At 34.6% G+C, this 21,131-nt stretch carries 20 protein-coding genes and 1 tRNA gene; 12 read left to right on the forward strand and 9 right to left on the reverse strand.

Annotation, left to right across the window (positions count from 1 at the left end):
• Window positions 1–15: 15 nt before the first annotated feature.
• The 3 genes from MEVAN_RS01290 to MEVAN_RS01300 form a co-directional block, all read right to left on the reverse strand.
• A complete protein-coding gene (locus tag MEVAN_RS01290) occupies window positions 16–768 on the reverse strand; it encodes a coenzyme F420-0:L-glutamate ligase (RefSeq protein ID WP_011972064.1) in 753 nt (250 codons plus the stop codon).
• A gap of 76 nt (window positions 769–844) precedes the next feature.
• Window positions 845–1,699, reverse strand: coding sequence for a shikimate dehydrogenase (gene aroE / locus MEVAN_RS01295; protein WP_011972065.1), 855 nt, complete (start codon window positions 1,697–1,699; stop codon window positions 845–847).
• 4 nt (window positions 1,700–1,703) lie between these two features.
• Window positions 1,704–2,204 carry a UPF0254 family protein gene (locus MEVAN_RS01300; protein WP_011972066.1) on the reverse strand — a complete coding sequence of 167 codons (501 nt, stop codon included), beginning with the start codon at window positions 2,202–2,204 and terminating at the stop codon, window positions 1,704–1,706.
• Window positions 2,205–2,426: 222 nt separating this feature from the next.
• On the opposite strand from MEVAN_RS01300, the gene MEVAN_RS01305 reads away from it, so the two are divergent.
• The 5 genes from MEVAN_RS01305 to MEVAN_RS01325 all read left to right on the forward strand — a co-directional run bounded on the left by MEVAN_RS01305 (window position 2,427) and on the right by MEVAN_RS01325 (window position 6,150).
• On the forward strand, window positions 2,427–3,473 hold the full coding sequence (locus MEVAN_RS01305; protein WP_011972067.1) for a CheF family chemotaxis protein: 1,047 nt from the start codon (window positions 2,427–2,429) through the stop codon (window positions 3,471–3,473).
• 81 nt (window positions 3,474–3,554) lie between these two features.
• Entirely contained in the window at window positions 3,555–3,926 is a 372-nt protein-coding gene (locus MEVAN_RS01310; RefSeq protein WP_011972068.1) for a response regulator, read from the forward strand.
• A 12-nt stretch (window positions 3,927–3,938) separates the two neighbouring features.
• Window positions 3,939–4,628: a chemotaxis protein CheC gene (locus MEVAN_RS01315; protein WP_011972069.1), complete on the forward strand. Its 690-nt coding sequence runs from the start codon at window positions 3,939–3,941 to the stop codon at window positions 4,626–4,628.
• A 21-nt stretch (window positions 4,629–4,649) separates the two neighbouring features.
• Window positions 4,650–5,258, forward strand: a complete 609-nt coding sequence (locus tag MEVAN_RS01320) for a chemotaxis protein CheC (RefSeq protein WP_011972070.1) — start codon at window positions 4,650–4,652, stop codon at window positions 5,256–5,258.
• Window positions 5,259–5,310: 52 nt separating this feature from the next.
• A complete protein-coding gene (locus tag MEVAN_RS01325) occupies window positions 5,311–6,150 on the forward strand; it encodes a CheR family methyltransferase (RefSeq protein WP_011972071.1) in 840 nt (279 codons plus the stop codon).
• Window positions 6,151–6,361: 211 nt separating this feature from the next.
• On the opposite strand, the gene MEVAN_RS01330 is transcribed toward MEVAN_RS01325, so the two are convergent.
• Window positions 6,362–6,649 carry a DUF2283 domain-containing protein gene (locus MEVAN_RS01330; RefSeq protein WP_011972072.1) on the reverse strand — a complete coding sequence of 96 codons (288 nt, stop codon included), beginning with the start codon at window positions 6,647–6,649 and terminating at the stop codon, window positions 6,362–6,364.
• 274 nt (window positions 6,650–6,923) lie between these two features.
• Here MEVAN_RS01330 and MEVAN_RS01335 point away from each other — a divergent pair, with 274 nt between their 5' ends.
• Together MEVAN_RS01335 and MEVAN_RS08880 are read left to right on the forward strand one after the other, a co-directional pair.
• A complete protein-coding gene (locus MEVAN_RS01335) occupies window positions 6,924–7,103 on the forward strand; it encodes a hypothetical protein (RefSeq protein ID WP_048059118.1) in 180 nt (59 codons plus the stop codon).
• Window positions 7,104–7,122: 19 nt separating this feature from the next.
• On the forward strand, window positions 7,123–7,263 hold the full coding sequence (locus MEVAN_RS08880) for a tyrosine-type recombinase/integrase (RefSeq protein WP_011972073.1): 141 nt from the start codon (window positions 7,123–7,125) through the stop codon (window positions 7,261–7,263).
• 429 nt (window positions 7,264–7,692) lie between these two features.
• Here MEVAN_RS08880 and MEVAN_RS01340 read toward each other — a convergent pair.
• Together MEVAN_RS01340 and MEVAN_RS01345 are read right to left on the reverse strand one after the other, a co-directional pair.
• Window positions 7,693–7,779 (reverse strand) — tRNA-Ser (locus MEVAN_RS01340).
• Window positions 7,780–8,264: 485 nt separating this feature from the next.
• Entirely contained in the window at window positions 8,265–9,245 is a 981-nt protein-coding gene (locus tag MEVAN_RS01345) for a tyrosine-type recombinase/integrase (protein WP_011972074.1), read from the reverse strand.
• Between the two features lie 510 nt (window positions 9,246–9,755).
• On the opposite strand from MEVAN_RS01345, the gene MEVAN_RS01350 reads away from it, so the two are divergent.
• From MEVAN_RS01350 to MEVAN_RS01365, 4 genes are all read left to right on the forward strand, one after another.
• The gene (locus MEVAN_RS01350; RefSeq protein ID WP_011972075.1) at window positions 9,756–11,525 is read left to right on the forward strand and encodes a type I restriction-modification system subunit M; all 1,770 of its coding nucleotides are present in this window, start codon (window positions 9,756–9,758) and stop codon (window positions 11,523–11,525) included.
• Window position 11,526: 1 nt separating this feature from the next.
• On the forward strand, window positions 11,527–12,750 hold the full coding sequence (locus tag MEVAN_RS01355) for a restriction endonuclease subunit S (RefSeq protein ID WP_011972076.1): 1,224 nt from the start codon (window positions 11,527–11,529) through the stop codon (window positions 12,748–12,750).
• Window positions 12,751–12,813: 63 nt separating this feature from the next.
• Window positions 12,814–15,801, forward strand: a complete 2,988-nt coding sequence (locus MEVAN_RS01360) for a type I restriction endonuclease subunit R (protein ID WP_048059213.1) — start codon at window positions 12,814–12,816, stop codon at window positions 15,799–15,801.
• Between the two features lie 199 nt (window positions 15,802–16,000).
• Window positions 16,001–16,198 carry a hypothetical protein gene (locus MEVAN_RS01365; RefSeq protein WP_048059119.1) on the forward strand — a complete coding sequence of 66 codons (198 nt, stop codon included), beginning with the start codon at window positions 16,001–16,003 and terminating at the stop codon, window positions 16,196–16,198.
• 10 nt (window positions 16,199–16,208) lie between these two features.
• Here MEVAN_RS01365 and MEVAN_RS01370 read toward each other — a convergent pair whose 3' ends face one another.
• The 3 genes from MEVAN_RS01370 to MEVAN_RS01375 all read right to left on the reverse strand — a co-directional run bounded on the left by MEVAN_RS01370 (window position 16,209) and on the right by MEVAN_RS01375 (window position 19,159).
• Window positions 16,209–16,631 (reverse strand): EVE domain-containing protein, encoded by a 423-nt coding sequence (locus MEVAN_RS01370; RefSeq protein ID WP_011972078.1) that lies wholly within the window; start codon window positions 16,629–16,631, stop codon window positions 16,209–16,211.
• A gap of 453 nt (window positions 16,632–17,084) precedes the next feature.
• The gene (locus MEVAN_RS09020) at window positions 17,085–17,282 is read right to left on the reverse strand and encodes a hypothetical protein (RefSeq protein WP_232179326.1); all 198 of its coding nucleotides are present in this window, start codon (window positions 17,280–17,282) and stop codon (window positions 17,085–17,087) included.
• A gap of 53 nt (window positions 17,283–17,335) precedes the next feature.
• Window positions 17,336–19,159, reverse strand: a complete 1,824-nt coding sequence (locus MEVAN_RS01375; protein WP_011972079.1) for an ATP-binding protein — start codon at window positions 19,157–19,159, stop codon at window positions 17,336–17,338.
• Window positions 19,160–20,392: 1,233 nt separating this feature from the next.
• Here MEVAN_RS01375 and MEVAN_RS01380 point away from each other — a divergent pair.
• The gene (locus MEVAN_RS01380; RefSeq protein ID WP_011972080.1) at window positions 20,393–20,794 is read left to right on the forward strand and encodes a hypothetical protein; all 402 of its coding nucleotides are present in this window, start codon (window positions 20,393–20,395) and stop codon (window positions 20,792–20,794) included.
• Window positions 20,795–21,131: the final 337 nt, after the last annotated feature.

Here is a 21,131-nt window from a genome sequence, read left to right on the forward strand (position 1 = left end):
AAAAATAGATTTAAATTATAAATTTCTAAAAACGTCTTCTTCTTTTTTTCGAACTAAGTCTTTACCTGTCCCGCCATTAAAAGGTACTGGTGCATTTCTTATAATTACAAGGGGGATTCCTTCATTTGATTGTCCCATTACAACAGATGCTGCAGCTGCAAGTTCGTCTGAAATCCCAACTTCGGTTGTTTTTAATGTTCTTTCAAATAAATCTTTTTCCCCCCGTCTATCCCATAGGGCAGTAACTCCGCTAACTCCTATTGCAACACCGCAAGAACCTTTCCTAAATGGTCTCCCCATGCTGTCATTAATAATTACTCCAACCTTTTTACCAGTTATTTTTTCAATTTCAACCCTTATTTCATCAGAACTTTTATCCGGATTTTTTGGTAGGGGTTTTATCCCTTTTGAAGTGTTACTTTCGTCAACGCCGCTGTTTGCACATACGAAACCGTGTTTAGTTTCGGTAACTATAAAATTAGGGCCTAACTTTACAATTTCATTTGATTCATCTAAAATCACCTGAACTACTTCAGGGTCTTTTCCTAATTTTTTAGAGAGCTGAATTGCATTTTCGGATATTATAATATCGCTTTTATCTATCACATTTTTTTCTTTTTTTGATACAACAGTTTCTGCAATAACAATAATATCGTTATCAAACAAAGGATATTTTGAAATCAATTCTGCAAGACTATATTCTTCATCCCCGGTAATTATTGGAATTTCTAAACCAATTACTTCCATTTTAACTCTTTCTTTTATCATGTTCTTTTCCCAAAACTATTTTTTTAAATTTAAAATCTAAAATTTTATTTATTTATAAATTTATATTATTTATGAATTAACTTTTAAGTAAATTAACAATGCTGTTTTTCATTACGTTAGTATCTGGTTTAAATCCTGTCCATATCTCAAAAGAAACTGCACCTTGGTAAATAAGCATTCCAAGGCCATTTAACGTCTTTAAACCATATTTTTTAGCTTCTTTTAAAAAAACTGGTTCAAAAGGATTATAAATTATATCCATGATAATAGCATCATTTTTTGCATTTTTTAATGGAATTACAGGCTTTGAATTAACATCAGGGTACATTCCAACTGGAGTTGTGTTTATAATAATATCGAATTTTGAAATATCTGTTGATAAATCGCCGTATTTTAGGTATTTTTCACCATACTCCTTAGTAGCTAAATTCTTAGAAATTTCAAATGACAATTCTTTTGCATTTTTTATATTTCTATTTATTATCGTTATTTCATTCTCTTTTGCAAGTTCAAAAGAAATTGATCTTGAAGAACCGCCTGAGCCAATCATTAATATATTTTTATTATTAAATTTGCCAATTTCTTCTTCAAGGGATTTTTTTGCACCAATTCCATCCGTATTATACCCAACAGCCTCCCCATTTTCAATTTTTACAGTATTTACAGCACCAATAAACTTTGCAGTATCATCGATTTTGTCAAGGTACTTCATTATTTCTACCTTATACGGAATTGTAACATTAAAACCCAAAATACTGAGTGTTTTTGCAGAATTTACAACATTTTTTAAATTTTCATTTGAAATATCAAATCCTAAATACACATAATTTATTTTTAAGTCATTTATTGCAGCATTGTGCATAATTGGTGAAAAAGAATGCTCAACAGGATGGCCAATAAGTCCAAGAAGTACTGTTTTAGAATCTATCAATTTATCACTCCTTTATATTATATTCTTCATTTAATATTTTTATAAATGCCTCAAAAGCCTTATTTACTGCATTTTCTTGTCGTTTCAATATATTTTCGCCTTTTATAAGGTTTCCATAAATGTCCGAAGTAAATAAATAGCTATTTTTATCAGTTAATATTGAAATTGCGCCTTTTCCAACTCCTGCTGTAGTTGAAATTGCAATATTACATTTTAATTTTTCCTTTAACGCTTTTGAAATATATTCAGCTACTTTTAAATCGTTTTCTTCATTGTAAGCTTTTGAATATTTAAATTCGTGGTCAGATTTTGGTAATTTCATGTTTAAAAGCGATTCAATACTTTCTTTTGATGGTAAAAACATTGATGCAGTTACCAACACGTTTCCCCGTATAATGTCGTATCCAAAGTCATTTTGAAGTTCTTTATATCCGCAAGCCATCTTATGGATTTTAATTCCAATTTTTCCGTGGGTAAAACATTCTAATGTTGCAACTGATATCATAATATACCTTTAGTTTTAATTTATTTTTAATTTAGCCTTAAAATCATTTTTTTAATTTATTTTTAAATTATATATGAATGATATTAATTTAAACTTTGATATTTTTGTAGCATTATAGTTTTTTACTATTTTGTACTTTTAATCTAAAAATTAAAAAATAAAAACAAAAGATTTAAACTACTGTAGCAATAATATATACTAATTTAATTAAAAGGTGTTAATGTGGCAAAATCTAAGCAGATAGCAACATTTAATGGTAAAGGAATTATTGTAACCCCATATACGTTGAGAGATCCATTTACTAAATGGAGAAAACTTCAGATAATATTATACGAAGATTCAATCGATTTTAATTTTGATAATAAATCCTTTGAAATAGATTTTAAAGATATTGAAGATATTGGCTTTGAATTACCTAGAAAGGCCCTTGAAATTGCAAAAAATACGCTTGAAGATGTTTCAGTATATAGTGCCATTCGGGCAAAACCAAAAGATGAAGACAAATTTGCAATTGGATTTGCACCTGAAGCTTCAATTTACGGAGAACCTACTATAAACGCATTTTTAAAAAAGTTCTTCCAGCAAATCTTGAATAAAAAAGATATTAAACTACAATATGCTAGAATTGTTGGAGGTTCTGTTGATGTTAATTCAAACTGGCAGGACGGAAATCTTGTTTTTGCTAAAAAACCAGTAAGAAAAGGGGTATCAGTTATTGAAGACCTTGTTCTTGCAGCTGCAGTAACTTCAGGCGATAAGCCAAAAGTTTACGATTTATTCACAAATATCGAATCTGTAAGTATTGAGAAGAAAAAAGTTGGCGAAGAAGAACAGGAAGTTTTAGAAATAAAGCAGTTAAGAGGTTCTGAAACAGTAAATTCTTACATCTACCTCCAATCAATAAAAATGCTATATCTTTTAAGATATATTTCCAAACTAACGAAGTATCATAATACAGTTAAAAACCTTCTCCCAAAATCTGAAGATGAATTTGATTCCGAAATTGCAGTTGAAAGTTGGAGTGGTGACAAACTTAAAACTGAAGTCGAAAAATTGGCTCCTGAAGAACAGGAAGTTTTGGCTGCAATATATACAGGAATTACTTCCCTTGAACTTCCAAGCATGATGGGAATGGGTATTGATGATGTTGAAAAAATCCTTGAAAAATTAATTGACCAAGGTTATTTAGATCTTATCAGGATAAGGAAAGAAACTGACCTAACAGAAAAAGGTCGTGCCGTTACAAACTTTATTATTACAAACTTTTAAATGGATTACCTACATAAAATCTTAAAATACTAGTATATCATACATAAATTTAGTTTATTTTTATTTATCGAGGTGTACATAATGGCTAATATTGTAAAAGTGTTAGTGGTTGATGATTCTGCATTCATGAGAAACATATTAAAGAGAATTCTCTCCCCAACTAATAAATACATCGTTGTAGCTGAGGCTGGAAATGGAAAAGAAGCAATTCAAAAGGTAGAAGAATTACAGCCTGATTTAATAAGTATGGATATTGTAATGCCTGAAATTGATGGAATAAGTGCTACAAAAACAATCAAAGAAAAATTTCCAAATATAAAGGTAGTAATGTGTACTTCGGTTGACCAAGAGCAAAAAATGATTGATGCAGTAAATGCAGGGGCAGATGGATATATTGTAAAACCATTCCAAGCACCAAAAGTTCTTGAACAGTTCAATAAATTATTTCCTTAATCGAGGAATAGTATGAACCTTTCTAAAGAAGAATGGGACGTGATTTTAAAAGGTATTTTGGAAGAAGAATTTGGCGGGGAAAAAATGCTTCTTAAAACGGCGACGTATAGTACTAAAAATCTTGAATCTATTGAAAATTTAGGAAAAACCGCAGCAGAAAAAGCTGCAAACTTTGTTCAAGAAATGAGTGGAGAATCTGTTGATGTAAAGGTATTTAAGGTAAACCTTACGTCCACTCCTGAATTACTTGATAAAATTAGTGATGAAGAAAATAAGGTTTTTACCCAAATTGACTTTAACGGTGAAATTTCTGGCGTTGGAGTTTTAATATTTTCAGAAGAATCTGCTCTTAAAATGGCTGATGCAATGCTTTTAGGAATGGGTATGGAAGAAGAATCAAATGAGAAATTTGGGGAAATGAGAGTTTCTGCAATAAATGAAACATGTAATTTATTAATTTCTGCATTTGTTGACACTATTGCAAATTTTATGGAAACCGGACTTAACATGACTCCCCCAAACTTTTGGATTGGAAAAATGCGGGATTTGATTATGAATGAAGTAAAAAACCACAAAATTGAAGCAAAAGATTCAATATTTACATTCAAGTCAGAACTTTTTTCAAATAATATCGGTTCAGGTTTTGAAGTTTTTATAGTTATGGACCCCGAATCCACAAATAATTTATTTGAAAAAATATAATAAATTGGGTTGGTGTTATTTTTGGGCGTAGTTGAAACGATAAATAAATTAATAAGTATTGGAAAAGATGCAGCAGATAATACTGCAAAGTCCTTTTCAGGCCTTACTGGTGAAAATGCAGATATTCATTTTACGGGACTTAGGTTTGTTCCAGTAGAATTTATTCCAGAACAATTTACTGATGAAACATGTAAAGTTGTTAGAATTAATTTCGATGGGATATTATCTGGAACCTCCGTTTTAATGATAAACGAAGAGGATTCAGTAAAATTAGAAAAACTTTTACTGCTCGACATGATATGGGATGGACTCATAAATAGAACAGAACTTCCAGAATATTCTGAAATTGAAGAATCTGTAATTAACGAAGTTGCAAATGTTGTTTTAGCTTCATTTTTAAACGTATTTGCAAATGCACTAAAAGATGAAATAAATATTACAACGCCCGAATTTACTAAAAATACTGGATTTAATATTGTAGAATCCCTTGTTTTAGAAATGGCGGATAAAGGAATCAATAATGCATTAGTTTTTGATAATACTATTGATATTGTTGGAAGATTCCCAGTTAGAAGTAATATTTTTATATTAATAGACCCCGAAAAACTTGAAAACCTTGAAAGACTTTAATTATTTTTCTATTTTTTAAATACTCTATTTTATGTAATTTACAGGTGATTTTATGGACGATATGTATTTTAAAAGGATTAAAAGAGATATCGGCACTAAATTAAAGATACAAGTGGACCAGTATAAAGATTCATATATTTTAAGGAGGATTTCTGTAAGAATGCGGCTTTGTAAGTGTAAAGACTTTAAAGAATATTATGAATTTCTTTTAACAAATCCTGCTGAATTTCAAAAACTTGAAAACACCTTAACAGTAAATGTAACTGAATTTTGGAGAGATAGAACCGTTTATAACGAATTAAAAAAATTATTTGAAAGTATCGTAATGGATAAAAAAAACCGTTCTTTAAAAATATGGAGTGCAGGCTGCTCTTCTGGTGAAGAACCGTATGGTCTTGCAATAATTATTAAGGATTTAATGGAAAAACACAATCAAAAGTACATGAGAGTTACGATAACTGCAACTGACTTAGACAAAGAAATACTTGAAAAAGCAAAAAACGGCCAATACATTTCAAAGCAGTTAAAAAACATGGACGATATAACTATAAATAAATATTTTACCAAACTAACAAGTGAAGAATATGAAGTTAAAACAGATGTAAAAAGAATTGTGCAGTTTAAAAAACACGATCTTATAAATGAGGGCCCAATTTCTGGAATGAATATAGTTCTTTGTAGGAACGTAATAATATACTTTGATAAACAAATTCAAGAAGAACTTTTCATGAAATTTCACAATGCATTAATTCCAGATGGTTATTTGGTGTTAGGTAAAACAGAAATGCTTCATGGAAATGCAAGAAATGCGTTTAAACCGGTAAATCATAGGGAGCGTATCTATCAAAAATTAGATTTAGGAAAATTAAATGCAGATGGATTAAAAAATTAAAAAAATAACTGCTTTAAAAAAATAGTAATTTATTAAAAAATTATTATTATTATTATTATTATTATTATTATTATTATTATTATTATTATTATTATTATTATTATTATTATTTGAATAACTCTAAAAAAAATAAAAATTTAAGTACTAACACTTGTTGCCTAAATATTAAATGATTCATTTGAAAGGCCGTAATTATTAAGTATTTTTGCATTTATTGACTTTTCAAAGTGTTTGTTTCTTTATAAACTTCTATAATTCCACTAGTTCCAATAATATTACTTAAATCAAATTTAGTTAATCCAAAAGTTTCCGAAGCATTAATTATTTCAATTCCTGTAATTAATTTTTCCCCAGTTTTAGTTATTCCCATATCTAAATAGATATTATCTAATTCAATTGTGTGGTCGTATTGTGATTCAATGTTTTTTCTTTTAATATACATTGCATCAGCTAACGGATCATAGTCTAAAGTTACATCCTTACCATCAAATTTACTCATGTTTTGTCCCCCGTTTAGAATCTTGAGGAATTGGAGAAATAAAGTAGAATTTATTAAATCTGTACGAAATAACAAGTATAATGTCTTTTTTTGAATCGTATTCATAACTATAGAATTTTAAAGATTTTAATCGATTAGATCTAAAATGCAAACTAAACTAAAAAATATATATACTTACAGAGAGATTATCTCTTGTAAACAAATTTGAACATTAGATAATATCTAATTTTTAACGTAATATGCCCTGATTAAATTAAACTTAAGGGTGATAATAATGGCAACATCGTCATTTCATAATGATTTTGTAGTAAAGGATAAAGAAACATGGTGCGAACTAAGGGATGAATTAAAGAATTGCAATTCATTAAACATTGATTCGCCAAAAGACATTGATGAAGAACTTAAAAGAGGGAAAAAATTACTAAAAACTTTCTCCTCCCACTTAAAGATGTAATTGAAGAAATAAGGCCTGATTGGATGAGGGTACTTCCGTTGAAATTGTAAAGGAAATTTTAGGCCATAGTGACGTAAAAACTACGATGATTTATGCACATGCAAAAGAGAGAACAAAAAAGATGTTACCAGACATTCGAAAAAAATTAGATCAAAGATAACTATAATTTCATAACTGTTTTTTACTTTTTTTATATTGAATTAATGACCTGTTTTTATAATTTTTAATTTGAAAAGGTTTCAAAAAAGAGATGTTTTTTAATAATTTTAAAGGATTGACCAAAATCCATATTTTATAAATCTTAAAATTTTTATAATTTATGAAATTAGAATAATTACTGTTTATTTTGGAAAAAATTAGTGTAACAGTCTTTAAATTTTAACTTAGTCCGGTAAAAGTTAAATCCAGTACCCTAAAACCCTAAATACGACCAATTGGGGCTCCTACAAAGGTATCAAATCTCCTGTCCGGTACCCCGTGTAGGGACAAAAGGTAGTCCTTCGCTCGTAATATCTTCAGAATAAGCAATGAGTTAAACTTTTCTGTCCGGTCTTAAAAAAGCTCAGTAATCCGAACGTAAAATTAAAAACGCAGAGGGAGGGATTTGAACCCCCGCTCCCCAGTGGAGAACCGGATTTCAAGTCCGGCGCCTTTGGCCAAGCTCAACCACCTCTGCTCGCACATCTACTTAAGCGATTCGGGTATATATACTTTTCTATTTTTCATAGCGTTGCGGTAACGTATGACCTGCCATATCGGCGCAGTTAACCATGATGGCTACAACGTCACAAAAACGGCAATTGACATGCTTAACTGTGATTATCGTTAATTAACTGTTGATATGACTTAAAACCCGATTCTCCACTGAAAACCGGCGGTTCAAATCCCTCCCTCTGCGCTTTTACGGCGGCGTTATTGTTTACATTATGGCAAATTTCGATAGTATCACCTCACGATATACTGCGAATTATCAATCGACGTAAATCATCGTAAAAACCGATCAAACCAATTATACGTTATATCTCGGCTATCGTCCAATCTTGCTAAAACTTATTTTGGCCGGTGCGAATGAAAACCCAATCGCATCTTTCTTGGTAAAGGATGCGGTTACGGAGCGCCGGACCACTTTCGGCCGGTGCGGTACGATACCACGGGACTTCGCTACAAAATCTTTGAAATCTGGTCGAGCATTTTGTTTTTTCGGTCTGTTGAGTGTGAATAAATAAGAGTAGTTTCGATGGAAGTATGACCAAGATATTCCTTCACAACATCGATCGGAACACCTTTTCCGAGTAGATCAACTGCTCGACCGTGACGTAGTGAATGTATAACTAGCCACCGATTCTTTGGAATTGTTCCATTTTTCTTTAATTCAACCACGATATCCCTAAACCGTGCAGATAACGTGTATTTATTCATCTTAGCACCACGTCCAGATTTGAACAGGTAGTCTTCAGGTGCGTTCTTCGAATCATGCTGCAGGAAGTAGTTCAAAAGCTTCAACGTTTCTTTTGAACACACAACTGTCCGATCCTGCTTAGTTTTCGTGTTGGTAAGCTTAAACACCCCTTTGTTTAGGTCTGACGCGGAATACGTTAGGTTACAGACTTCAGATACCCGACAACCGGTGTCCCACAAGAGCCGCATAAATGTAGCATCCCGTATTTTTGTGTCACCGTTTGCTTCGAGAAGCTTTTTCAAAATCGTGTTTAGCGTATCTTCGTCAATTGCATCGTAGTGCTTGATATCAAACCGCGAAAACCGTTTACGTTCCTTACTTTCGGTTACAAAATCGTTGAAGTTGCTGTACTTCATCAGCCGGTAGAACACCTTTAGCAGTTTGAAGTATTTGTTGACTGTGTTATCGCTACAGTTTCGCTCCCGTTTTAGATATGTGAAAAAAGCAAAGTAATCCTTGTCCGTTAGGGTATCTGGAGTTTTATTCAGCGTGTAGTAACTGTATCGTAAAAATACTTTGATTCGATCGTTATCGTTATCAATTGTTGCATCTTTTATTCCGTCAAACCTACGCTGTGCGCTGAATTCTTCAACGAGATTGTCAATTTCAAGTTTTTTGACATCGGCTTGTTGATGTTTTCCGGAATCTTTCTTAATTAGTATCATGTTAGCTATATCGTCCATAGTTTCACCTAACTGGTGTTTTATTCGGAAAACTTGACCTTCATATGCGGTAAGTTTCCTTTGGGTTGTTGATTGTCATGTTGTCACCTGAAAAAATCGTTTTTAGTGTTGTTGGAATTATTCAAAAAAGTCATATTGGGTTTAATCGTGCCATTAGTCAAATTGGACTATGTATGTACATATAACTGTAAATGTGTACACAATTACGCACATATCTACACATAAATGTGTATACGCTCGTAAAATTACAAATGGAAACCTTACAGTTGGATTTAGTATATGGAATTAAGCTCAATTAACAGCCAATGTTGATTTTAGACTAGTTATTATCCCGTTTAAACCGGAACGTTTTTAACCGTGCGCTAATATAACGTAATAGGTATTTTTTATAACACATTACACGGAATAACCACGCTGGAACCACGAAACGTTCAATTGTGGAATATTTGATAACTTAACCTTGATAAGACAAATTTACAACTAATATGCTTGTATCGACCGAGGGAAACGATGAGTGCACTCTATCACAAAACCAACGTCAATGTTTCAGAAAAAGCAAACATGATCTGGAACATTGCTGATATTATTCGAGGAACATTCAAACCACACGAATACGGTAAGGTAATTTTACCAATGACTGTGTTAAAGAGACTCAATGACACACTATTGCCGACGAAAGAGAAAGTACTCGAAGCTTACAAGGAATACGGTAGCTTAGAAGTTAACGACGGCTTTTTTAGGGATGCTTCCGGTTATCCATTTTATAACACGAGTCCGTTCACGTTTGAGACTTTGTTAAACGACCCGGATCACATCGAAGAAAACTTCAGAACGTTCATGGCCGGTTTTTCCGAAAACATTCAAGACATTTTGAAGAACTTCAAATTCGAACACATTATTTCAGACCTCGTTGGAAGTACAGCTGAAGACGACAAGTTATTTTACGTTATACAAGAATTTAACAAGCCAAATTCATACATGGGCCCTGATGCGATATCAACCGCTGACATGGGTTACATTTTCGAAGAACTCATACGAAAGTTTTCAGAGTCCTACAACGAAGAAGCTGGAGCTCACTTTACGGCGCGAGATATAATTTACCTTATGACCGATTTACTCGTTACTGAAGAAGATGCAGCATTAACAAGGGGAAAAATAGACTGTTACGACATGGCAATGGGTACATCACAGATGTTAACCTGTCTAACTGAACGGATTTTACAGCTCGATAGTGAAGTTGAAGTTAACGTGTTTGGTCAAGAGTTTAACCCCGAAACATTTGCGATTGCAAAAGCAGACATGATAATTCGCGGTGGAATTGCTGATAACATGCGTTTTGGCGATACGCTTACAAACGACCAGTTTAAAGGCTACAAGTTTGACTACTGTATTTCAAATCCGCCATTTGGTGTTGAGTGGAAACCACAAAAGAACGCTGTCGAAAAGGAACATAAAAGCGGCGATAATGGAAGATTTGGTGTAGGTTTACCAAAAATATCTGACGGACAGATGTTATTTACGCTAAATGGTATCAGTAAGCTTAAAGACACTGGTAGAATGGCAATTATTCATAATGGTTCACCACTATTTACGGGTGATGCAGGTTCAGGCCCATCCGAAATTAGAAAGTACATTATCGAAAACGACTGGTTAGATGCAATTGTTCAGTTACCTAACGATTTGTTTTACAACACAGGAATTACAACGTACGTGTGGCTTATTTCGAAAAATAAATCCGATGAAAGAAAAGGAAAAGTACAGTTAATTGATGCATCAAATATGTATGAAAAGAGACGTAAATCTATCGGTAACAAGCGAGTAGACTTATCTGAAGACTGTCGTGCGGCTATTGTTCAGGCTTATGGCGAATTTACCGACAAATTCTACGATTACGGTGACAAATCAGTCGAATCGAAGGTATTCAATAACGAGGATTTCGGATTCTACAAAATCACTATTGAGTCACCATTACTTGATGAAAAAGGTAAAATTGTAATGAAGAAAGGTAAACCCGCACCAGATACGTCAAAGCGGGATACTGAAAACGTACCGTTAACCGATAATATCAAGAATTACTTTGAACGTGAAGTTTTACCCTATAACCCCGACGCATGGGTCGATGAAAGTAAAACTGTAATCGGCTACGAAATACCGTTTACAAGACACTTTTACAAGTACGTTGCACCGGAAAAGTCTGACGCGATAGCTGAAAGGATTTGTGTAATCGAAGCTGAATTAACAGGTAGTTTGAAGTCGCTATTTGGTAAAGACGGTGAATAACATGGCTCGCGCGATGAAAGATAGCGGCATTGAGTGGATCGGCGATATCCCTGCGGATTGGAATGTGATAAAGACAAAACATTTGTGTGATATTTCAACAGGGAATCAAGATACGATTAATCGAGTGGATGGTGGAGATTATCCATTTTTTATCCGTTCAAAAAATGTTGAACGAATTAACACGTATTCTTTTGATGGGGAGGCAGTTTTAACGGCCGGAGATGGGGATGTAGGAAAAATTTTCCATTATATTGACGGAAAATTTGATTATCATCAGCGAGTTTATAAATTCAGTGATTTCAGAAGCGTTATTGGAAGATATTTCTATTATTACATATCTTCCAACCTTATTCGCGAACTGGGTAAATATAACGCAAAAACAACAGTTGAATCATTGCGTTTACCGTGGCTTAAAGAATTCCCCGTTATCGTCTCTAAAATTGAAGAACAACAACAAATTGCACAGTACCTCGACGATAAAGTCGGACAAATCGACAGTATTATCGAAAAAACCAAATCGTCAATCGAGGAGTATAAAAAGTACAAACAGTCAATTATGACGGAAACCGTGACTAAAGGGCTAGATCCAACCGTAATGATGAAAGATAGCGGCGTTGAGTGGATCGGCGATATTCCTGAACACTGGGATATGGTTAAAATTAAATCATTATTATACGAAATCAATGAACGAAACGTGGATGAAAATGCAGTATTATTATCATTATTTACTGCTTTAGGGGTAGCACCTCGTTCCGAAATGGAAGAAAAAGGCAATAAAGCAGTTACGGTTATAAATTATAAAATAGTTAAACGTGGCGACCTTATTGTCAATAAACTCCTTGCATGGATGGGGGCCATTGCTTTTTCAGATTATGAAGGAGTAACCAGTCCAGATTATGACGTTTATCGATTTCATGAAAATGCTGAAGCACTAACTGAATTTTATGAGTGGTACTTTAGATTTACTAAATTTAAAGATGATTGCTACAAATTTGGCAGGGGCATTATGATGATGAGATGGAGAACCTACCCTGCACAATTTAAAAATATTTACGTAGTAAATCCACCGTTAGAAGAACAAAAACAAATCATCGATTATTTAAAACAGAAAATTGCAGATATCGATCAACTTATCGACAAAAAACAACGACTAATAACGGAACTTGAATCATACAAGAAATCACTAATTTACGAAGTAGTTACGGGTAAAAAAGAAATCAACTAAACGAGTGGGGCGTTAGGTGTGGATTATAAAGAAAAGCGGTTTGAACAGGATATCGAAAGCTACATGTTAAATTATGGTGGATACGCCAAAGGTGACATGTCAACGTATGATGCAGAAAATGCAATTGACTTACCAAAACTTGTATCGTTTATCAAATCAACACAGGAAAAAGAGTGGGCTAAATACGAGCGAAACTACGGAATCGATTCAGAACAAAAACTACTCAAACGATTCAACGAGGAAGTTAACACGCACGGACTTTTACATGTTCTAAGAAATGGAATCAGTGACCGTGGTGCTAAGCTCAAAGTTTGTGCATTCAAACCGGAATCCAACTTAAACGCTGAACTTGTAAGTAGGTATGAAAATAACATCCTAACCGTTACACGACAGTTTGCATACTCAACGGAAAACCGAAACACGATCGACATGGTATTGTCACTTAATGGTATTCCTATCGTTGCAATTGAACTCAAAAACCAGATCACCGGTCAATCAATCGAAAATGGTAAGAAACAATATATTTACGACCGAAATCCAAAAGAACTGTGCTTTCACTTTAACAAGCGATTTTTAGTGTACTTTACAGCGGACCTCTTCGAAGTTTCAATGGCAACGAAGCTTTCTGGAAAGGATACGACATTTTTACCATTTAACCAAGGTTCAGGCGGTGCTGGAAATGTCGGTGGTGCCGGTAACCCTGAAAACACTAACGGATACACTACATCGTATCTATGGGAATCCGTACTCACTAAAGATTCGTTAATGAACATCATCCAGCGATTCTTAAACGTAAGAGTTGAAGAAACAAAGATAACGAAAAACGGTAAGGAAGTAAAGAAAACGAGTACCAAGTTAATTTTCCCAAGATATCACCAGCTTGACGTTGTAACAAAGCTTGTTGATGACGTTAAAAAGAATGGATCAGGTAACAGCTACTTAATTCAACATTCGGCAGGTTCCGGTAAAAGTAACAGTATTGGCTGGATTGCATACCGACTTGCAAGCCTTCACGATGAAGCTGACAAAAACATTTTCACATCCGTTATCGTAGTAACTGATAGGAAGGTACTCGACAACCAGTTACAGGATACCATATCAAGTTTTGATCACAAATTTGGGTTAATCGAAACTATCGATGACAAAAAGACATCAAAGGACTTAAAAGATGCGATAAACAGCGGTAAAAAGATTATCGTAACAACACTTCAAAAGTTCCCTGTGATATACGAAGAAGTTGAAAGTAACCACGGCAAGCGATTTGCAGTGATTATCGACGAAGCTCACTCGAGCCAGACTGGAAGAAGTGCACAGAAACTTAAAATTGCACTTGCAGACAACAAAGACGCGCTTGAAGAATATGCAAAAATCGAAGGCGATGTGGAAAACTCAACTGATGACTTTGAGGATAAGCTTGTAAAAGAGTTAACGTCACACGGTAGGCATAAAAACCTTTCATTCTTCGCATTTACTGCAACACCAAAACAAAAAACGTTAGAAATGTTTGGTAAGCGTTACACTGACGGGACATTCCATCCGTTCCACATTTATTCGATGAAACAGGCAATTGAAGAAGGATTTATACTTGATGTGCTCAAAAACTACATGACTTATAAAACATGTTACAAGATTGCTAAATCCACACCCGATAACCCGGAATTACCCGAAAGTGAAGCGAGAAAAGCAATCGCTAGATATGAATCACTACATCCGTATAACTTGCAGCAAAAAACTGCAGTGATGGTTGAGCAGTTTCGTGAAGTTACTTCAAAGAAAATTAACGGTCAGGCCAAAGCAATGATTGTAACACCTTCAAGGCTTCACGCTGTTAGGTACTACAACGAATTTAAGAGATATATTAAGCATAAGGGCTACAACGATCTCGATGTCCTTATCGCGTTTTCTGGAACTGTAACTGATACTGATGGTACAGAATATACGGAAAGTGGAATGAATAAGACTAAAGCAGGTAACAAAATTAGCGAAAAGCAGCTCCCCGAAGTATTTCATGGTGACGAATTTAACATGTTAATCGTTGCCGAAAAGTACCAAACTGGCTTTGATGAACCTTTACTCCACACAATGTTTGTTGATAAGAAACTTAGTGGTGTAAAAGCTGTTCAGACACTTTCAAGACTTAACCGAACCGCGAAAGGTAAAAATGACACGTTTATCCTTGACTTCGCAAACGAAACTATCGATATTCAAGCTGCATTTGCACCATACTACAAGGAAACAGCGCTAGATGAAGAAATCAACGTCAATTTAATTTACGATACCAAAGTGTTACTTCGAAAATTTAACGTATACGGCGATAGCGATGTTGAGAAATTTATAAAAATACACTATAAATCCGGCAAACAAACGGACACCGATCTTGGTAAACTCACAAGTCTTTTCAGACCGATACAGGATTATTATCTCGAACTAAGTGACGAAGACCAGTTCAAATTCAAGAGATCCGTTAGAAACTTTGTTAAGTGGTATTCGTACATCACGCAAATCACGAGGATGTTTGATCGGGATTTACAGATGGAATACGATTTTCTATACTTCCTAAATAAATCGTTACCAAGTAACAGTTCAGAACGAGTTGATCTTGATGATAAGATCAAGCTTGAATATTACAAGCTAGATAAAACGTTTGAGGGTAACATTGCACTCGAAACACCGGACACGGTGATACTTGAAAACCCGAAATCAATCGATGTTGAGAAACCAAAAGAAGGTAAGGATGAACTGCTTGAAGTGATAATTCAAAGTATTAACGACCGATTCAACGGCATATTCACGGATGGCGACAAAGTCATTATCGAAACGATATATGGTCGAATTGTGAATAACGACGGCGAAAGAATTGCGAAATATGCTGAAGATTCGTTTGAGATATTTAACGACAGTTTCTTCCCAAAGGTGTTTGATGAAGTTGCGAGAAGTTGCTTTTTAGAGCAAACGAAAGCGTTCAAAAAAATATTCGAAAATAAGGAGTTTTATAACACGATACAACAGGAGATGGCTCGACAGGTGTACCGTAAGTTTAAGAATCGATAAGTTAAGCAATGATACAGATTCTGACAAATCAACGGAATACTTTTAACAACATTACTACTTTTTTTGCCAATTTACGGTATATTCTACACTGTTTTCATCAGTCAGGCTCACTGCTGATAATCCATATATTCTAACACACCGATGAAGTATATATACTAGCTGCAATTTGGTTCAATTACGGACGAACGGAGGTGAGATTATGTTAAGTTATTGCTATGATGACAGCCAAACTTTGGAGAATACGCTCAGATTACGAATAGAACGTAAATTGAACAAAGCATTCGAGGAAAAAGAATATGATTTTATATTGTATATATTATCTCAGCTTGAACTACATGAACATGAAATGTTATGCGCAAAACAGCCTGAAGAACTTATGTTTAATCAGGAAGAATAAGTAAAATGTGTTATTTACCGTTTCGAATAGTGTTGAAGTCTTTTTCGCTTAACGGAACCATCGCACGTCTGAGTGAACCTGACCACTGTTTTTTGTTTTTTATGAATTCGAGATCACCAACTAGTGGCTTAAATAGAATTGGTGACTTGAACACTTCAATCTCTTTTAATTTAACTCTGAGCGGGTACGTTTCGTTTGGCCTATTCGGGTGTGTTCCAAATATCTTTTTTCCATCACGATTAACGTCTGAAGTGACTTCATAAAGTCCACGAATGTATTGTGGCTTTGGTTCTTTTCCAGTTATACCCATTTCGTAAATCAGTAACATATCGCCCTTTTCAACCTTCGCGATCGTGTTTTTGTACATTTCAGAAACGCCCCAGACTTTTTTGTCCTTCACGACGTTCCAGTTTTCTTCGTTTGTGATACACATGAAGTAATTTGTCAGAATAACCACCGCCCTCGATATTATCTACCAAAACATTTTGTTGTTACCCCAACTTAACATTTTCGAAATGATGGTGTAAACGGTAGACGAAAATGTTCACGAACTATGCTAAATTCAAAAGTTAACATTAGCGTTTCGGAGCTACGAGTATAATGTGCAAGGGAGCTCCAGTACGGGGTGATTTAGTAGTTACCAAGTATCCTATTTACCCATACGATTTGATTAGCACCTTGCGAACTAATTACTCAATATCCAATGTATTGTTTACTAAATTTACAACATGTTCCCCCGGTGGCGTATCTAGCGGGACTAAACGATACATGAATACCTGAAGATTCAAAATCGAGCAAATGCGCATCAGGTAGACACATTTGGGATTTACAGGCGTCTCGCTACGGGTTGCGTTAGCATCTCGACTAAGTGATAACTTAGGGTGAGTTAAAACCCAAACAATGAGTTGGAGGCATATAAATTTTTCAATGGTTCAGCATCACTTTTGATATTTAATACATACATGGCATGTGCATCTCTAAAATCTTGTTCCGTAACTTCTTTATCCAACCTAGCTTTCGCAAATGCGGTTGAAAGCCTGATCAACGTTTCAACCAACCGGGCCGACGTCTTATTTTCAACCAACCTTGGGTTTAGTCTTTTACGGTATTCAGTACTTCGAACATAATAGTCAACTATTAATTTTCAACTGATTCGGGAATTTTAACGTTCAAAGCCCTAGTATATTCGATAAAATCCATCAAAAATGAGTAGTCGAGAATATATTCGCCTACACGGGTAGTTACGGCAGTATCGCCATTGACCATTGGTGAAACGTAGTTATAATTTTTAATGATTTTTTGAGCTATTTCTTCATCTGATTCGCGGTTATTCTCAGGATTCATGTCGAATATCAGGTCGAATCGATCAATAACCGGTTCACTTAACTCAATCTGTTCAATTAACCATTTGGATTTATCCTGTCGACCGCTTTTGGGGTTACACGCAGCAAGAATTGCAACTTCAGCAGGAAAACATAAAGTTGCACCTGCCTTTGCAATGTGTATGGTCTGCGATTCCATTGCCTCTAAAAGGTGAATTGACATGTCGTTTACGGTTACTTCATCTAAGGATACGGTTCCACCATTTTTAGCGACCAGTAAACCTGGTTTAGATACCCGGCCACTATCACCAATCAAACTTTTTACATAGTCTATAGAAGCCGTTAATCCGACACCCGAAGTTCCAGCAAGTGAGCCATACGTGTTTTTCGGAAATTTTGAAACTCTACGAAGGATTTCCGATTTACCTAATCCGGGATCTGAAACCAGCAGTATGTGGATATTATTACGGTTTAAACCAACAGATCCTTTGATTTGTTGAAGTAATATCGCTTTTCGTATGATTTCGTAACCGTGGATTGTTGGAATAAGTAATTCAGAGAGCTTATCGAGTAAATCGATGTTATTATTGTTACAGTACTCCACGATATGCTTCATATGGGCTATTTTGGTTTCATCTAAAGGGCGTTTTGAAGCATTTTCTTCTGAAACGACGTGTTTAGCGTAAATGTAAATATCGTATACTGGAGCGTTTTTCTGTTTCTTTTTGAACGGAATTCCAATAACGTTTACCTTACCGTTCCATATTTTGGAAGTGGTCTCAAAAAATACCGTAATATCGTTTGGTGGTTCTTGTGGGTTATCCGTCGATTCTACTGGTTGCTGTAACGTTAGTTCCTGTATATCTACATATTTAGAGTTATTTTCATCAAAAACCATGTATTTTCCGCAGTTACATTTTACTTTGTCAGAAACATCCTTTTCAAATACATTATCTAGTGCATATTCTTCTTTTTTACCACAAGCGCATGAATATACTGCTTTTTTCACCATGACTTTATTTACTGACGCTGACAATACGATACCCTCAAATTCGACAATTTTACCGATCGAAGTTGAATTTAAGTTCCCAATTTTACATCGGTACTTATTTGGTAGGTTTTTGATTGCAACATTGTAATATGCCACGTTATCTTTAGCTAATGGCGTGTAAGCTTCAGCATATGCTTCCGAAAACATTCTAAAAACGTCATTGGGGTTGCTATCAAGTTTATCTAACAGAAATGTGTCCGCACCATATTCCTTTTGAAAATCAACGATCACGGGTTTACCGTTTGTCATCTGTTTAATGTGGTTATCTAACAGTTTTTTCGAAATGTCAGATATACTGGTTCCGGACTTACGTAAATAGCCAAATGGATCTTCGTAAATTATGTTTGTATCCATTAGTTTTCCAATGTACTTACTAACGGTACTGCGGTTCATTTTCGCACCGATTAGAAGTTGTTTTAGCCCATCAACGGTAAAATTTACATCTTGATAATTATCGAGAACGTAAATGATTGTATCACTTGCAGTTGATTTCCCACAATTATCGTTCTTTAACTTCCGAAATGTTTGAACTGACCTGATAATTTCTTCTTTCGTTGTTTCCATAAGCGCCGTAGTTTTGTCGACCATTAAATGCCCCGTTCATCAGTTTTTAGTATATTTGTCGTGTTTATTTCCGAAAATATCACTGAATCGCGTACTATATAAATATCACACAAGCTTTCCATCGTGAAAACTTTTCTGAATAATTATAATGTGTACCCCCACGGTGTGCAATATTGGTCAGATATCGGAGTAGTTATTACCTGTTTTTTTGCAAAAAATCCACAATATACTGTTACCCAATAGTAGTAACATGATGGTAACGCCTGAAAAGGGGGAGTAACGAAAATATTATGATATACGGAGTTTACCTGTAATTCTAAAAAACACCTGTTTAATGAGGTTATCGTGATGTACACTAAGATTCCATGTCATGTGATACTAACGGTATCTCCATTAACCTGTGTGGAATGTGTGTGTAATTGAAAATATGATAATGTGGAGAGCTAAGATAATATGGAATCCGTAAAAGCCATATGCCCTGTAACGCAGGTAGCTAAACTACATAATAGCCAATTTATGATATCTTGTGGTTTAACTCGTTTTTCCAATACTTACCAATAGTGATCTAAACTGTAGACGAAAATGTTTGTGAAACCGGTTAGATTCAAAAGTGAATGCTAGCGTTCACGTGGTGAAGTATAATGTGTGAAAGAGCCTCGGTAGTGAACGATATCCACAATCAAATCCGTGTGAAATTAGATTCATACCTTGGTCGATGTATCACCAGCGGATTAATCAATATGGGTTGCAACGATGAGTTTACAATACTCCAAAATAGTGATCTAAACTGTAGACGAAAATGTTCACGAAACCCCCTGGATTCAAAAGTGAACAAATCCGTTTCGTAGCTACGAGTATAGCATACAATGGAGCTCAAGCGTGACCGATCAGGTGGTTATATGATGTTGAATTTATGTTCACTATTTAGTCGATGTAACTACGACATATATCCTAACAATGTCATTTTTACGGATTTCATATGATGAATAACGATAGCAGTGGGTGATAATGTGATTATTGAATACTAATCAGGATATTTCTAAATTAGTGACGATATCGCTTGTGATATTTAAAAAATAACGTGAATAGTGTAAAAGCTGTTGAACAGACGCCATACTAGTGAGTGACTGGTGTGATGATACCAAAAAGTATCAAATAAGTAACTACGGGGGTCTAACGGTGACTATATACCAATGAGTCATCCGAAGTGACCAAATAACAAAACAATGCTTAAACAACCCCATAAATGGTGAAACCATGAAAATAACAACTAAATTAACTATGCCATCAATCGTAGCAACTTCGCTGTCCCATAAAGGATTATGTGGAATGAAATACTCAGAAATTCGAAAACAGGTAAATTCTAACTACCGTTCGGTTGGTGCCAAATATTTCGAAGAATTGAATGCACACAATTTAACGACTATGTATTGGTTAGCGGGTGCGCTATACGATGCTGAAGATTACAACTTTAAAGGTGACCGATATCACATAAATGTTATCGGGAATAATTTTGTAAGGCGAACATGTATGGACATCGCATCGGTAGAATTAAATCTAAAGCGAAATATTGAGCCGAAATACGAAAAGATGTTGAAAAACATTGTAGAATCATCAGACAAGTTTGATTTTATAACGCAGCAATTGTATCTACCATAATAACTCAGTATCGATGCTTACTTTTTTCATGTTTAGTTTTAGCGGGTTTGTCTGAACAGACTGACGGTACTATAACGTTCCTGTCCAGGGTTACAACATTTGGTATTGATGATCTAAACTGTAGGCAAAAATGTTCACGAACCACGTTAGATCAAAAATCATTCGAATCCGTTTCGTAGCTGCATGTATATTTTGTAATACTCTTCAGGATGAGTCGTATTCTTGCATGGCCACTGAAAAATAATATGGGTATTTTAGTATGGGTTATACTGGTGTGACGAAATGTATATGGTTCTTCAAACTTACGGAATAGTGGGCTAAACCGTAGTTAAAAACA

The organism is Methanococcus vannielii SB, from assembly GCF_000017165.1.
GTDB classification, from domain to species: Archaea; AGJL01; Methanococci; order Methanococcales; family Methanococcaceae; genus Methanococcus; species Methanococcus vannielii.

Coding starts and splice junctions, on each gene's coding strand:
- MEVAN_RS01335 (WP_048059118.1), top strand. CDS start 6,924: ATGGCAACATCGTCATTTCATAATGATTTTGTAGTAAAGGATAAAGAA.
- MEVAN_RS01325 (WP_011972071.1), top strand. CDS start 5,311: ATGGACGATATGTATTTTAAAAGGATTAAAAGAGATATCGGCACTAAA.
- MEVAN_RS01365 (WP_048059119.1), top strand. CDS start 16,001: ATGTTAAGTTATTGCTATGATGACAGCCAAACTTTGGAGAATACGCTC.
- MEVAN_RS01370 (WP_011972078.1), bottom strand. CDS start 16,631: ATGTGTATCACAAACGAAGAAAACTGGAACGTCGTGAAGGACAAAAAA.
- MEVAN_RS01300 (WP_011972066.1), bottom strand. CDS start 2,204: ATGATATCAGTTGCAACATTAGAATGTTTTACCCACGGAAAAATTGGA.
- MEVAN_RS01290 (WP_011972064.1), bottom strand. CDS start 768: ATGATAAAAGAAAGAGTTAAAATGGAAGTAATTGGTTTAGAAATTCCA.
- MEVAN_RS01315 (WP_011972069.1), top strand. CDS start 3,939: ATGAACCTTTCTAAAGAAGAATGGGACGTGATTTTAAAAGGTATTTTG.
- MEVAN_RS01360 (WP_048059213.1), top strand. CDS start 12,814: ATGTTAAATTATGGTGGATACGCCAAAGGTGACATGTCAACGTATGAT.
- MEVAN_RS01350 (WP_011972075.1), top strand. CDS start 9,756: ATGAGTGCACTCTATCACAAAACCAACGTCAATGTTTCAGAAAAAGCA.
- MEVAN_RS01330 (WP_011972072.1), bottom strand. CDS start 6,649: ATGAGTAAATTTGATGGTAAGGATGTAACTTTAGACTATGATCCGTTA.
- MEVAN_RS01375 (WP_011972079.1), bottom strand. CDS start 19,159: ATGGTCGACAAAACTACGGCGCTTATGGAAACAACGAAAGAAGAAATT.
- MEVAN_RS01380 (WP_011972080.1), top strand. CDS start 20,393: ATGAAAATAACAACTAAATTAACTATGCCATCAATCGTAGCAACTTCG.
- MEVAN_RS01355 (WP_011972076.1), top strand. CDS start 11,527: ATGGCTCGCGCGATGAAAGATAGCGGCATTGAGTGGATCGGCGATATC.
- MEVAN_RS01310 (WP_011972068.1), top strand. CDS start 3,555: ATGGCTAATATTGTAAAAGTGTTAGTGGTTGATGATTCTGCATTCATG.
- MEVAN_RS01345 (WP_011972074.1), bottom strand. CDS start 9,245: ATGGACGATATAGCTAACATGATACTAATTAAGAAAGATTCCGGAAAA.